Origin of the sequence: Novosphingobium sp. PP1Y, assembly GCF_000253255.1 — a bacterium.
Taxonomy (GTDB): domain Bacteria; phylum Pseudomonadota; class Alphaproteobacteria; order Sphingomonadales; family Sphingomonadaceae; genus Novosphingobium.
In genome coordinates this window covers 2,407,721-2,421,490 of record NC_015580.1, presented here as the reverse complement: position 1 = coordinate 2,421,490, position 13,770 = coordinate 2,407,721, and the positions used below count along the sequence as shown (strand labels likewise).

9 protein-coding genes are annotated in these 13,770 nt (G+C 62.2%); 1 reads left to right on the top strand and 8 read right to left on the bottom strand.

Annotated elements, in window-relative coordinates; genetic code table 11:
* Positions 1–364 precede the first annotated feature (364 nt).
* Positions 365–1,252 (top strand): helix-turn-helix domain-containing protein, encoded by an 888-nt coding sequence (locus tag PP1Y_RS17490; RefSeq protein ID WP_083835218.1) that lies wholly within the window; start codon positions 365–367, stop codon positions 1,250–1,252.
* A 167-nt stretch (positions 1,253–1,419) separates the two neighbouring features.
* Here PP1Y_RS17490 and PP1Y_RS17485 read toward each other — a convergent pair whose 3' ends face one another.
* The 8 genes from PP1Y_RS17485 to PP1Y_RS17450 form a co-directional block, all read right to left on the bottom strand.
* A complete protein-coding gene (locus tag PP1Y_RS17485) occupies positions 1,420–1,830 on the bottom strand; it encodes a copper-binding protein (protein WP_013833405.1) in 411 nt (136 codons plus the stop codon).
* Positions 1,831–1,841: 11 nt separating this feature from the next.
* Positions 1,842–4,982, bottom strand: coding sequence for an efflux RND transporter permease subunit (locus tag PP1Y_RS17480; protein WP_013833404.1), 3,141 nt, complete (start codon positions 4,980–4,982; stop codon positions 1,842–1,844).
* Positions 4,979–6,463, bottom strand: a complete 1,485-nt coding sequence (locus tag PP1Y_RS17475) for an efflux RND transporter periplasmic adaptor subunit (protein WP_013833403.1) — start codon at positions 6,461–6,463, stop codon at positions 4,979–4,981. The genes PP1Y_RS17480 and PP1Y_RS17475 overlap by 4 nt, the downstream gene beginning before the upstream one ends.
* Positions 6,460–7,689: a TolC family protein gene (locus tag PP1Y_RS17470; RefSeq protein WP_013833402.1), complete on the bottom strand. Its 1,230-nt coding sequence runs from the start codon at positions 7,687–7,689 to the stop codon at positions 6,460–6,462. The genes PP1Y_RS17475 and PP1Y_RS17470 overlap by 4 nt, the downstream gene beginning before the upstream one ends.
* 137 nt (positions 7,690–7,826) lie before the next feature.
* Positions 7,827–8,093 carry a hypothetical protein gene (locus PP1Y_RS17465; protein ID WP_041558955.1) on the bottom strand — a complete coding sequence of 89 codons (267 nt, stop codon included), beginning with the start codon at positions 8,091–8,093 and terminating at the stop codon, positions 7,827–7,829.
* Between the two features lie 69 nt (positions 8,094–8,162).
* Positions 8,163–8,531, bottom strand: coding sequence for a hypothetical protein (locus PP1Y_RS17460; protein ID WP_041559386.1), 369 nt, complete (start codon positions 8,529–8,531; stop codon positions 8,163–8,165).
* 99 nt (positions 8,532–8,630) lie between these two features.
* Positions 8,631–10,664: a cytochrome c/FTR1 family iron permease gene (locus PP1Y_RS17455; RefSeq protein WP_013833401.1), complete on the bottom strand. Its 2,034-nt coding sequence runs from the start codon at positions 10,662–10,664 to the stop codon at positions 8,631–8,633.
* Positions 10,665–11,265: 601 nt separating this feature from the next.
* Positions 11,266–13,767 (bottom strand): heavy metal translocating P-type ATPase, encoded by a 2,502-nt coding sequence (locus tag PP1Y_RS17450; RefSeq protein WP_013833400.1) that lies wholly within the window; start codon positions 13,765–13,767, stop codon positions 11,266–11,268.
* Between the last annotated feature and the right edge of the window lie 3 nt (positions 13,768–13,770).

The following is a 13,770-nucleotide window of genomic DNA, read 5'->3' as shown; positions in this document are numbered from 1 at the left end:
GTGGGTGCGCGCAGCGAGCCTCGCAAGGTTTCCCCAATTAGACTAGGGGCCAGAAATATATTGGGCGGCTCCAACGGTGTGACTTGATGCGCGGCCGCGTGACCAATGCGAAAAGCGATCGAGCCACAGTCCGGTCAACTCGGCCCGCCAAGGGCCGTGACCTGGAGGTCTTCGAGTTCGCATTGAAACAATGCGGGTTAAACATCCTACCGAAGCTGACAAACCGGTTGTGTGCTTCGGGCGCAAGTCCGAAATTAGTGCTGGTCACCCTCAATCTCGGCAACCTCAAGGTCATCGTGAACGGGATTCGGTCGCTATTATGACGATCTGATCGTCCTAGTCGGCCCACGACGGATTGAACGATATGCAAAGACATCGGGGCGCGGCACGGGACGGCAAAAAACGCATTTTTACCAACTGCTTCCAAGGAGACGTAGCCATTTCCGCATATCTGCCGCGCAAGCCAAGATGGGATCTGCTGCTTCACGCCATCATCGGTGCAATTCTTGGGATTGTAGTCCTGCACCCGATCACTACGCTGGCCAGTTGGTACGAGTTCGGTGAGAAGGTCGGCGGGCCGGCGACCACCCCGCTGAGCTTCGCGATTGGTCGGCTTGCCACCGCATTTGAATTCAAAATGCTGCCGATGAGCATGGTGTTTGCAGTGATCGGCAGCGCCATCGGCTTGGCCTTCGGAGCTTATCACATCCGATTGATGCGTGAGCGTTATACAGTTCGCTATCTGGAGCACGAACTTGAGGAAGAGTTACCCTCACTGATCGCGCGCGGAGAAAGCGAGCAGTTGGAATTCAAGTCTTCATTCCGTTGGGACAGACGGCAGCGATGCGTTAACCGTAGCCTTCAGCAAGTGATCGTCAAGACGATAGCCGGCTTTCTCAATCATGAAGGCGGTACATTGCTCATAGGCGTTGGAGATGACGGAGAAATTGCCGGCATAGAGGAGGATCTTGAAACTCTTAAGCACGCAAATCGAGACGGGTTCGAGCGCTTGTTGATGGACGTCGCGAGAGACGGCCTCGGAGGAAACGCATGCGCCCTAATTCATTGCCGATTTCATGACCTGAATAACAGGACGGTGTGCAGGGTTATCATAGAGAAAAGTCTCGATCCGATCTATTATCTGGATGACGGTGTAGCGCGCTTCATGTTGCGCGCCGGGAACAGCACACGAGAGTTGGATGTTCGTGAAGCACACGCACACCTTCACCAACGCGAGAAAGCACACAAATAAACGAAACCAGAAAAACCACTTCGCTGTCCCGAAGCCGATCGGCTTCGCCCGACATTCGCCGGTATTGCAGCTCCCACCACTTCCAAGCCGGCAAATTGGCTGCATACACTCGGCGCAGCAAGAAGACTGTGCAGGGGCGGACCTGGTGATCCGCCCCTCCCCCACAGTCACTGTTTCCTGATCGCCGTCACTTCGCCGCCATCACCCTTGACCTTGAGATCGAAGGATACGTTGTCGCCAGGCTTCACGGTCTCAAGCAGCTTGGGATCGGCAGTGAACATCATCGTCATGGCCGGCCAGTTGGCGGCCGGGATCGGGCCATGCTTGATCGTGACCGTCCCGTCCTTGGGATCGACGGCGGTCACCATGCCCATCCCGCTTGCCATCGCGGGCATCTGCGCGCTGCTCATAGGCATCGTGCCGCTGTTGCTGCCCATGGCCTGGCCCATGGCGCCCATCGACTGAACGGCGGGTTCGGACGTCGATGTCGATCCGGCAGGCGTTTCCTTTGCCTTTTGCCCGCATGCCGCCAGCAGCAGTGCAGGCCCCAGAATGATCAAGCTGTACATAACTTTCATCGGTCTTCTCCTTACGATGGTTCTGGATGTCGAACGGATTTGCGTGGCGATCGCATCAGCAAATAGCCGGCCGGAATGACGAACATCGAGAGCAGCGGCGCCGTGATCATGCCGCCGATCATGGGCGCGGCGATGCGGCTCATGATCTCCGAGCCCGCACCGGTCCCGATCAGGACGGGCAAAAGGCCGGCGAGGATGACCGCGACCGTCATTGCCTTGGGCCGGACTCGCAGCAGCGCGCCTTCGCGCACAGCAGCCTCCACCTCGGTTCGGTCGGGATCGGTGCCACGCATTTCGAGCGCCTGCTTGAGATAGAGGAGCATCACGACCCCGAATTCAGCGGCGACGCCAGCCAGGGCGATGAAGCCGACGCCTGTAGCGACTGACTGGCTGTATCCCAGAAGGTAGAGAAGCCAGAATCCGCCGGTCAGCGCGAAGGGCAGCGTGCCCATGATCAGTGCCGCCTCGTCCCAGCGGCGGAAGATCATGTAAAGCAGCAGAAAGATGATCGCGAGGGTCGCGGGCACAACGATCTTGAGACGCGAGATCGCGCGGCTCAGATATTCGAACTGCCCGGCATAGGTGACGCTGATGCCGGGCGGTAACTGAACCTTTGTTGCAACGGCGCGCTGCAGATCATGAACGACCGAGGCAAGGTCACGCCCGCGCACGTCGATATAGACATAGCTCGTCGGCCGCCCGTTCTCGCTCTTGAGCATCGGTGGCCCGTCGGCGATGCGCAGGGATGCAACTGTGCCGAGCGTGATCTGCTGTCCCGATGGGGTCAGGATCGGCAAGGCGCGCAAGGCATCGAGATTGTCGCGCACCTCGCGCGGATAGCGCACGTTGATGGGGTAGCGCGCCAGCCCTTCGACGGTGAGGCCGACATTGGCCCCGCCTACAGCTCCCGCGACAATTTCCTGAACATCAGCAATGTTGAGGCCGTAGCGCCCTGCCGCCGCGCGATCGATGTCGACATCGACGTAGCGACCGCCTTCGAGACGCTCGGCGAGGGCTGAACTGACACCGGGCACGGTCTTCGCCACTGCTTCGATTCGGCGCGCGACTCGGTCGATCGTGCCCAGGTCCTCTCCCGAAACCTTGATGCCGATCGGGCTCTTGATCCCGGTTGCAAGCATGTCGATGCGGTTGCGGATCGGGGGCACCCAGACGTTGGACAGGCCCGGAACCTTCACTACCCGATCAAGCTCGTCGACGAGCTTGGCGGGCGTCATGCCCGGTCGCCATGACCCGCGCGGTTTGAAGCGGATGGTTGTCTCGAACATTTCGAGCGGCGCTGGATCGGTTGCGGTGTCGGCCCGACCGGCCTTGCCGAACACGCTCTCCACTTCTGGCACGGTTTTGATCAGCCGGTCGGTCTGTTGCAGCAACGCGCCAGCCTTTGCAGCAGAAAGGCCAGGTAGTGCGGAAGGCATGTAGAGCAGATCGCCTTCGTTGAGCGGCGGCAGAAATTCTCCACCGAGCCTCGTTGCGGGCCACGCTGTTGTCAGGAACACCAGCCCTGCCACCACGAGTATGCCCTTGGGGTGACGCATCACCCAATCGAGCGTGGGACGATAGGCGCGGGTCAGCGCCCGGTTGATAGGATTGTCCTGTTCCGACGGAATCCGCCCGCGGATCAGCCAGCCCATCAGCACCGGCACCAATGTCACCGACAGGATCGCCGCAGAAGCCATCGAATAGGTCTTGGTGAAGGCGAGCGGGGAGAACAGCCGTCCCTCCTGCGCCTGCAGCGTGAAGACCGGCAGAAACGAGAGGGTGATGATGAGGAGGCTGAAGAACAGCGCCGGCCCGACTTCCTCTGCGGCGAGCGTAACGGTGAGCCAGCGCGCCTGGGCGTCGGGTTCGCGGCCTGGATTGGCGCGGTGCCAGCGTTCGAGGTGCTTGTGGGCGTTCTCAATCATCACCACCGCCGCATCGACCATTGCGCCGATGGCAATCGCGATGCCGCCTAGCGACATGATATTGGCGCTTACCCCCTGGAAGCGCATGACGATGAATGCCGCAAGCACGCCCAGCGGCAGTGTCACGATAGCGACCAGCGCTGATCGCACGTGCCAGAGGAACAGTGCGCAGACGACGGCCACGACAATGAACTCTTCGATCAGCTTGTGGGTAAGGTTCTCGACGGAGGCATCGATGAGCTGGGAACGGTCGTAGGTGGGGACGATCTCGACGCCGGGCGGCAAGCTCTTGCGCAAGGTGGCGAGCCGCTCCTTGACCGCCGCGATCGCGCTTCGGGCGTCGGCGCCCTGGCGCAGAATGACCACGCCGCCGGCGACTTCCCCCTCCCCGTTGAGGTCGGCGATACCGCGGCGCATTTCCGGGCCAAGTCGGATCGTGGCGACATCGCCCAGCGTGACCGGCACGCCGCCCTGGGCTGTCTTGACCGGAATGGCCCGAAAGTCGTCGAGCGATTGCAGATAGCCCGAGGCTCGGACCATATATTCGGCCTCGCCCATCTCGAGCACCGATCCGCCGACTTCCTGGTTGGCCCTGCGGATTGCCGAGACCGTATCCTGAAAGGTTATGCCGTAGCTTGCGAGCTTCACCGGATCGAGCACGACCTGATACTGCTTTACCATGCCGCCGATGCTGGCGACTTCGGCGATGCCGGGGATGGTCTTGAGCTCGTAGCGCAGGAACCAGTCCTGAATGCCGCGCAGTTGGCTGAGGTCGTGCTGACCGGTGCGGTCGACCAGCGCATATTCGTAGATCCAGCCCACCCCGGTTGCATCGGGTCCGATGGCGCTGGTGACGCCTTCGGGCAGGCGCCCCTGCACCTGATTGAGATATTCAAGCACACGCGAGCGCGCCCAGTAGAGATCGGTGCCGTCTTCGAAAATCACATAGACGTAGCTGTCGCCGAAAAAGGAATAGCCCCGCACTGTCTTCGCTCCGGGCACAGAGAGCATGGTCGTTGCGAGCGGATAGGTCACCTGATCCTCGACGATGCGCGGCGCCTGTCCTGGATAGCTGGTGCGGATCACCACTTGTACGTCAGACAAATCCGGCAAGGCATCGATGGGCGTGCTGCGCACTGCCCAGATGCCCGCTACCGAAAGGGCAATCGCGGCAAGGACGATGAAGAGGCGGTTGGTGACCGACCAGCCTAGCAGCCGCGCGATCATTGCCCCACCTCCGCGGCCATGCTTCGGATCGTCGGCCCCGCATCATCCTGACTGAAGGTGAATCGAACACGGTCACCCACCTTGAAGCCGCGCGCCAGTGCTGGGCTTTGGAGCCCGAAAGTCATGGTCATGGCCGGCCATTGCAGCGCCGGGACCGGCTCATGCTTGAGCGTAATCCCGCTGGGCGCGATCTTCTGGATGACGCCGCGCGTCTCGTAGGTCGCAGGCTTGGTGGATTGTTTCGCTGGCTCGGATGTGCTGGCCGCATTGATCGGCCGCACGTCCATACCAGACAGGCTTGCCTCGGAATCGATCAGGAACTGGCCGGACGTGACGACTTTCTCGCCTTGCGAGAGGCCGGCAAGGATCTCGGTCTGGCCGTTGCTGGTTTGGCCGGTGCGCACTTCGGCAGCGCGGTAACGGCCCTTGTCGAGCGCCAGCATCACGATCGCACGCTTGCCGGTCTGGATCACCGCTTCGGAGGGCACCAACAGCGCTTGCCGGTCGTTGCCGGTGAAGTTCACCTGGGCGAACATGCCAGGCCGAAGCTTGAGGCCGGGATTGGGCAGCTCGATCCGCACGGTAAGCGTCCGGCTCTGGTCGTCGGCCTTGGGAAGGATGGTTCTGATCCGCCCGCGCCGTGTCTCGCCGGGAAATGCCGTAAGCGCAACTGTCACAGGCTGTCCGGGAGATACCGAACCCGCAACCGCTTCGGGCACGGCGGCATCGAGCCAGACGCTGGAAAGGCCATTGATCTGCGCCAGTGCCTCGCCCGCCGACACGGTCATTCCCGGACGCACGTCGAGCGTCGAGATCGTTCCTCCGATCGGAGCCGAGACGGTGTAGACGGTGCTCGTGCGCCGTCCGTTTTCAACGGCGGAGATGGTCGAGGCCGGCATGCCTAGGAGCGTCAGGCGCTGCCGAGCCGCTCGGGCAAGCTCGGCATTGCCCGTGCGCAGCGTTGCGAGATATTCCATCTGTGCCCCGCCCCAATCCGGCACTAACAGATCGACGATTGGGGCGCCTGCCCGGATCAGGTCATCGGGCGCGCGTGCGTAGGTGCGCTGAACGAAGCCACCCGCACGAGGCTGGACGATGGCAACGTCGCGCTGGTTGAATGCGATGACGCCGGTCGCGCTGATCGCGCTACCGAGCGTGCCCATCCTCGCGGTCGCGGTGCGCATACCCAGGCTCTGAGAAAGTGCGGGGTCGATCTTTACGCTGGCGTCGCCTTCCGCCTCATCGGCATATTTCGGGATAGTCTTCATCCCCATCGACGAGAGAGAATTGGGATTGTCGTAGTGCTCGGCTGGCACCATAGGGTCGTACCAATAGAGAATCTTTCGCCCCGACTGACCGGCATCATTTTCGGTCACCGGTCCGCCGCGCAATCCGAGCCAGTATCCGCTGCCGCCAGCAATTGTTGCAATTGCCAACACCCCGGCGCCCCACAGCGCCGCTCGTTTTGCATTCAGTGTCATGGCTGCGTATCCCCATAGGTAAAGTTGATCCGGATCGCGTCGCGCGCGACCTCAGCTTCGCGCGCCAGCGCGTCGACTTCGGCTTCGGCTTCGGCCAGCGTCGAGAGCAGCGCGCTGCCGAGGTCGAGCTTGCCCGCAGCATAGCTCGCCATGTCGAGTTCGGCCCTTCGCTTGGCGAGCGGCACCAGCGTGTCACGGGCGTTCATCAGCAACTGATGGTGCATGACGTGGTCGGCCAGAGCCGCGTCGAGTGCGGCCACGATCTGCCGTTCACCGGCCTCGCGTAGCAGCCGGGCACGTTCGGCATCGCTGGCCCTCGCAGCGATCTTCGGGTCTTGCCTGCGCTTGGTGAACAACGGCAGGTCGATGCTCACGCCGACCGACACCATGTCGCCAAAGGCCGGATCGCGGCGCCCGTAGGATGTGGTGACCCGCCAATCCGGCCGTTTTTCGGCGCGAGCCAGTTCGGTGTCCGCATCCGCCACGTCGATTCCGGCGTCGAGCGACTTGAGCGCGGGGAGCGAAGCCACCCCCGCCATCAGGCGGGCGCGATCGACCTCGATCGTCGGCGGATCGCCTGCGGCGTCGGCATCGGGATCGCCGGTGAACCGGATCAGCCGCGCGCGCGCAGCGGCGACCTCGGCGGCAAGTTCGCTGCGCCGGTCGTTGACGGCGGCGCGTAGTTGCTCGGGTTCGAACGCCTGGCTCGGCCGCGCGGTCCCGGCTGCGAGGCGCGCCGAAACGGTCGTCTGCAGATCGTTGAGACTGTCGTTGAGCAGGTCGAGCTGTGCGAGCCGACGCTTGGCGTAATAGAGATCAATCCAGGCCAGGGCCGTTTCGAGGCGGACGTTCTGCGCTTCGACCGCCAGACCGGCCTCTGCCATGCCGATGTCTGCCTGCGCGCGGGTCCGCTCCGCGCGGCGCTTGGCCGGATTGGGGAATGCCTGCTCCAACCCGATACGCTCCATCGTCATGTTCTCGCGGGTGAAGCTGAAGGCCGGCGGTCCCGAGACGGGGAAATTGTCGATGCCGACCGCCAGCGTCGGATCGGGCAACCGACCCGCGGCAACCGAATCAGAACGCGCGGCATCGACCCCGGCCGCGCCCGCCTTGAGCGACGGCGCGTAGGCGCGTGCGCGTTCGAGCGCCCGCTCGAAGGTCAGCGGCTTGGCCAGCGCAGCGCCCGGGATCGCCGCCAGCAGCGGCACCAGTACAATCAATCGCATGGGAGTCTCCTGATCGGGAGAGCCATGGCCAATACCGCAACGAAGCCTGGGCGAACGGGCGCCGGCGAAGGGGGCATGCTCCGCCGGCGCCACGCGCCCGGCCGTGTTTGCTATCGGTTATCGGCCAGGCAATCGCCTTAGCCGGCCGATGGCGCTCCAGCCTTGCCGGGCATGTTCATCATGCAGCTGGCTTTGTCGGCCTTCATCATGGCGCAATCGCAATTGGCCATGCTGGTTTCGGCGTCCTTGACCCAGACGCGGGTGCGCGAAGGGACGGTCGACTTCGAGCCGAACGAAGGTTGGTTTCGCCATTCCCAATGACCGCCGGGATCCTCGTGGGCGGAGGCGATGGATGCACTAGCGAGTGCCGCCGCAACCGCGGCGAGCGTCAAAATAGTCTTCATGTGAAATATCCTTGGTTGAACGGAGTAGAGGTACGCAGCGGACAATGATCCGGCGCGCGCTTCTGGGGTTCAGCCAAGGCGGGAGGGTGGCTCCGGCTCGGGAGAAATATCGCGACCTACCAGCGGAGCGACTGGGGTGAACGGAGGATTCACCCGACGAAATTGCGGAGAAACGCCCAGATAGAACGGCGGAACCAACGCCAAGGGTATCGCGCAACCCATCTTGGCGATGCAATCCAGGGTCATCCCCTGGCAGGGTACCTGGGACTGTGACGCCTTCTTGACGACCGTTCCCATTTCCGTGCAACCGGAACCCATCTGCATGGCGGACTCGGCTTGCGTCGAGGTTTCGAACGGCATGGCGCGCGCCAATGCTGCTTCCTGGCCCAATAGCCCAATAATTGCGGCGAGCGCGATCAGGCAGGCAAGAAACTTCATCTCAACAAAGCCTGTTGGGCCGACCTCCCCAGTTCCCATCGCACGAACGACTATAGACTTCCGTCATCGCTAACAATAAAAATCTGCCGACAGTTGGTGTCAATCCTCATCCAGATCTCGCCCAACAACCGGTTTTCGCGAGGGGCGACCATTCATCAGGAAACCAAGAATGATGGCAAGAGCCGCCAGCGCTTGGGCCGCTACCGTTTGAATTGTCGGGAACAGACCGAAAATCGAAAGGCGCGGCACGTCGTGGAGCGGCGCGATGTCGATCCAGCCGGCTTCCTGGAGGGCGGCAACACCCTTGCCCGCCAGGATGACGGTCAGGACGGCCATGAGCCAGGAGCTGTATCGAAAGAAGGTTCCCACCGGGAGGCTGCGGCTGTAGCGCATCATCGCCCAGGCGAGGGCGGCAAGCGTGCCGATGGCACCAACCGCGCCGGCGAACATCGCCGCTCCATTCCCCTGTGCCCACAAGGCGGCATAGAAAAGAATCGTCTCGAAGACCTCTCGATAGACGACGACGAAGGCGAGGCCGAACAGGAACCAGTTGGATTCCCGGTTCATCGCACCCGCCAGCTTCTCGCGGATATAGCGCTGCCACTGGTCCGCCTGGCTCTTGCCATGCATCCAGATACCCACCGACAGGAGCACGACAGCGGCGAGAAGCGATCCGAGCCCTTCGGTGAGTTCCCGGCTCGCGCCGCTGATCGAGATGAAATAGGTCGCGGCGAGCCAGGTCGCAGCGCCGGCCAGAAGCGCCGCCATCCAGCCGCCGTGGACATAGCGCAGCGCATGATCCTGCTCGGCCTTGCGCAGAAACGCGAGCATGGCGACCACGATCAGGAGGGCTTCGAGGCCTTCGCGAAGCAAGATGGTGAAAGCTCCGACGAATGCGCTCGTCCCGTTTGAGGCTTCAGGCGAAAGCGCCGTGCCGGCATCGGACAGAAGCGCTTCGATCGCGTCGATGCGCATCTCGACGGACGACACGGGATCGCCATCGTCGATCGCCGCGCGCAGTTCGCCCATGCGCGTCTCGATCGTGCTCAGGAGACTTGCGTCACTGGCGCCCAGCAGCGGCTCGATCGGTTCGAACCCATCCAGATAGGCTGAAAGGGCAAGCTGCTCAGCCCGCGTCCGATCCCCTTCGCGATAGGCGGCGAGGCTCTCCGCTAGTCTGCTGCGGACCAGATCGAGCGATCCGGCGGTGCCGCCCGCAGTCTGGGTCACGGCTTCCGGATGAGCGCGCAGATAGGCCATGACCGCGTCGGCCCTTCCCTGCCCGATGTCCTTGCCCAGCGCAGCAGGTGTTGTGGTGACCAGCGTCTTGAGGTCCGGAAAGCGCGAACGGATGTCGGCATCGCTTGTCCATATCTGCTTGCCCCGCTCGACCTGATCCGGCGAAAAGGCAAAGTGCCCCGCGTAAAAGGCCAGCGCCCAGCGATCCTGGACCGGGAGATCGGCGAAGCTCTGCATGGCCGTGCCGTCGATGCCTTGCGAAATTACTTGCTCTAGTGCGGCAACGCTACGCTTGCGCGCCCGCTCAACGTCCGTGAAGGCGATGGGCGGGGTCGAGAGCTTTGCGGCATCGGGGCCTTTGCCGTCGCCATTCATGCCATGACAAGCTGCGCAGCTTTCCCTGAACAATGCCGCGCCGCGCGCAAGGTCAGGGATGGATTGCGGCGCGATCGGCACCGGATAGGCGTCAAGCATCGCAGCGGACAGCGCGTGCGAGGCCGTGGCGATCTGCTGTGCGGAGGCCTTCTGTGCCACCAGTTGCTGAAGCACCTTCGCACCCGTTTCGAGCTTTGCCTTCGCGGGATTTTCGGGAAGCGCGCCGATGTGCTGGGCGATGGTCGCGGTGAATTCCTGCATTTCGGAAAATTCGCCGGTGCTGACGATCCGGCCGTCCTTGACCGCGCCGTCATAATCCACCGCCACATAGTCGAGCAGCTTCCACGTCGTCTCGACCGTAGCCGTCGTCGCAGCCGTATCCGGAATCGTGCTCGGCGCCGCGTGCGCCAAGGGGATCAGCCCGCCGCTCAGGATCAGTATCAGGCCGAGAAAAAGGCCGGCCAGGCGTCTTGCACACCGGCTGCCAGGCGTTCCTTTTCGATTCTGTCGCGTTTGCATCATTGCCTCATAGACCCTGAAGTAGCTACAGGGTCAAGGCTATTGCGACGCATTCTTGATAAAGCATTGTCCATGCAAGCCCGACTTGTTCAGAAGTTTCTTAAGGCTGATCTGCTTATGACACTCAACCGGCGACGCCCGGTCGAGCTTTTCGGCCCCCTTCTGCCCGTTGCTCTCACGGGCGGGGCGGCATTGCAGCCGCCAGTCGGAAATCAGCAGGCATGTTAGGCGACCTTATGTCATGGTCACCTCCCGCGCCGACACGGCGCACCGTCGATCACGATATAGTATGCCACGGCAGTCTCTTTCGACACTTGGCGCAGCTCCGTGTTGAGGCCGTACTCGCCGCCTTGCCGGGGAGCCTCCAACCCTACATCGGATTCACGGCCGCCGGACCGTTTGTCCATCTTGGATAGCGCGACCCCCGAGCGGCAATGCCATACTACTTGTGGACGATATCGGTCCACATCATTCAATTCTCAACCTTTTTCGCAAAACCTGAGGGTCCGCGATGCGCCGGCGCGTCAAGCGCAACTGAATGATATCACCCAACTACTTTTGAGGAATGGCTCTGAGAGATGTCCCGCGAGTCCTTACGGTACTATGTCTCCCCGTTGTCCCGGTAGCCAAGCAATCGCAGCGCATTGAATACCACGAGCAGGGTCGAGCCTTCATGCACTGCCACGGCCGGGCCGATGCCAAACCCCAAGATCGTCGCCGGGACGAGAATGGTAACCACGCCGAGGCTCACAAATACATTCTGCCGAATGATTGATCGCGTTCGGTGGCTCAGCCCGACTACAAAGGGAAGGTGCGACAGATCGTCAGCCATCAACGCGACATCTGCCGTCTCCAACGCCACGTCGGAGCCAGCGGCGCCCATCGCAACCCCCACCGTCGCGCTCGCCATAGCAGGAGCGTCATTTACGCCGTCACCCACCATCGCAACCTTAGTTGCGGCGCGAAGCTTTTTGATCGCTTCCACTTTGTCCTCGGGCAATAGATCGCCCCAGGCTTCGTCAATCCCGACCTGCTTCGCCACGGCCTCGGCGACACGTTGGTGATCGCCCGAGATCATGATCATTCGCGCGATCCCGATGCGACGGAGACGATCGAGCGCGTCTCTTGCGGCCGGGCGCGGCGTGTCCATGAGCCCGATGGCCCCTAAGTCTTGCTGATCCCGCCGGACCACCATGCTCGTCTGTCCGGCAGTCCTCAGCCTTTCGATTGCCTCCTTCATTTCCTGCGACAACGGGGCGATGCCATCAGTGCCGAACATCTCGGCCTTGCCGATGAGGACCTCGTCCTCACCAACAAGGGCTGAGACGCCGCGCCCCGTCAGGCTCTTCAGGCTTTCAGCTCGCGGGATGGAATTTTGTCCGACGTGATCGCGTCCATCGCGCGCGATCGCCCGCGCAAGTGGATGGTCGCTCAGACTTTCGACCGCGACGGCGATCGCCATGAGGTCTTCCTTCAGCACGCCATCGGCCGGGATAACTTGTTGGATTCGAGGCTCGCCTAAGGTGAGCGTTCCAGTTTTGTCGAAAGCTATGGCGTCGAGCGATCCAAGCAGTTCGAGTGGAGCGCCGCCTTTGACAAGCACGCCGCCCCGCGCCGCGCGCGCGACACCAGAGAGCACCGCGCTCGGAGTGGCGATCGCCAATGCACATGGGCTTGCCGCCACAAGGACTGCCATCGCGCGATAGAAGCTGTCCCGGAATGGTTCGTCGACAACGACCCAGGCAAACAGCAGCATGAATGCCACCGCCAGGACCGCGGGCACGAAGAAGCGTTCAAACCTGTCAGTAAATCGCTGGGTCGGCGATTTCTGGGTTTCGGCCTCACTGACGAGCTGAATAACTTTCGCCAGTGTACTTTCGTTCGACGAGCGCGTTACCTCAATTTCGATAAGCCCGCTGCCGTTGATCGTGCCTGCGAAAGCCCGGTTTGCAGCATCTATACGATCGGGATTTGCCCTTGCCGCCGCATCGTCCATCACCGGCCGCTTATCGACCGGCATGCTCTCGCCTGTCACAGGGGCCTGATTGATGCTCGTGGTACCTTTGACAAGAAAGCCATCTGCGGGAATTCGCGTGTCAGGCTTCACCACGATGAGATCGCGAGGGACCAACTCTTCAACAGCGACCTCTTCCGTGCCGCCGTCTTCGAGCCGAAGGAGCGCCGTTCGAGGCGCCAGTTCAGCCAATGCCTCAATTGCGCGTTTGGCGCGGCCCATCGCATAGTGCTCTAGGGCGTGGCCGAGGCTGAATAGAAAGAGTAGGAGCGCGCCTTCGGCGAAAGCGCCTAGCGCTGCGGCGCCGGCCGCCGCCAGCAGCATGAGAGTGTCGATCTCGAATTTCCGCAGTCGGAGATTGTCGATCGCCTCGCGCACGGTGAAGAAGCCGCCGGACACGTAAGCTCCGATGTAGAAGGCAATCGATAGCCACGTGGATACGCCAGCGTCGAGCTTGTCGATTGCAAAGCCAATCCCCAGCAACGCCCCACAAGCCAACGCAAAGATTAATTCCGTATTGGAACCGAGAACTCCGCCGTGATCATGATCATGACCGTGGCCATCGCCGTGTGCATGGTCGGCTCTCAAATCCTCCCGACCTGCGCCATGACTGTTACCGGCTTGGGCTCCGCCTGGAGCGGCGGCAGACCGCCGGACGCCCAATCGCGACAGCGCATCCACAATCTGCTTTTCGGACACCTGATCGCGGTCGAACTCCACGCGCACTAGGCCCGAGGCATTGGCATCTGCTTCAATTACGCCCGACATGGCGTGCAGTTGCTCGCTCACCGTACGCGCTTTTCTTTGGTGACCGATCCCGCTCACCGGCCACAGCACATGACCGTAGCGCTCGGCAATCGCAGCTCCCGCAGAGCGGGCGATGTCGCGGATGCGCGAAAGCGACAGCGTGTCAGAATCATAATGGATGCAGAGCAGTGCGGGCTTGCCCCCTTTGGCCGGAACGACATGCGCCTTTTCGATGCCGGCGCGCGCTGAGAGATCGGCTGTCAGCCGAGCCACACAAGCATCATCGGCATCGGGGATGTCGGGTAGGATAAGCGGAATTTCGAGTTGAATCTGGTCCGTCATGAA

What these genes read in the sequence shown, in the direction of transcription:
- PP1Y_RS17465 (WP_041558955.1), bottom strand. Translation starts at nt 8,093, where the DNA reads ATGAAGACTATTTTGACGCTCGCCGCGGTTGCGGCGGCACTCGCTAGT.
- PP1Y_RS17490 (WP_083835218.1), top strand. Translation starts at nt 365, where the DNA reads ATGCAAAGACATCGGGGCGCGGCACGGGACGGCAAAAAACGCATTTTT.
- PP1Y_RS17485 (WP_013833405.1), bottom strand. Translation starts at nt 1,830, where the DNA reads ATGAAAGTTATGTACAGCTTGATCATTCTGGGGCCTGCACTGCTGCTG.
- PP1Y_RS17480 (WP_013833404.1), bottom strand. Translation starts at nt 4,982, where the DNA reads ATGATCGCGCGGCTGCTAGGCTGGTCGGTCACCAACCGCCTCTTCATC.
- PP1Y_RS17470 (WP_013833402.1), bottom strand. Translation starts at nt 7,689, where the DNA reads ATGCGATTGATTGTACTGGTGCCGCTGCTGGCGGCGATCCCGGGCGCT.
- PP1Y_RS17460 (WP_041559386.1), bottom strand. Translation starts at nt 8,531, where the DNA reads ATGAAGTTTCTTGCCTGCCTGATCGCGCTCGCCGCAATTATTGGGCTA.
- PP1Y_RS17450 (WP_013833400.1), bottom strand. Translation starts at nt 13,767, where the DNA reads ATGACGGACCAGATTCAACTCGAAATTCCGCTTATCCTACCCGACATC.
- PP1Y_RS17455 (WP_013833401.1), bottom strand. Translation starts at nt 10,664, where the DNA reads ATGCAAACGCGACAGAATCGAAAAGGAACGCCTGGCAGCCGGTGTGCA.
- PP1Y_RS17475 (WP_013833403.1), bottom strand. Translation starts at nt 6,463, where the DNA reads ATGACACTGAATGCAAAACGAGCGGCGCTGTGGGGCGCCGGGGTGTTG.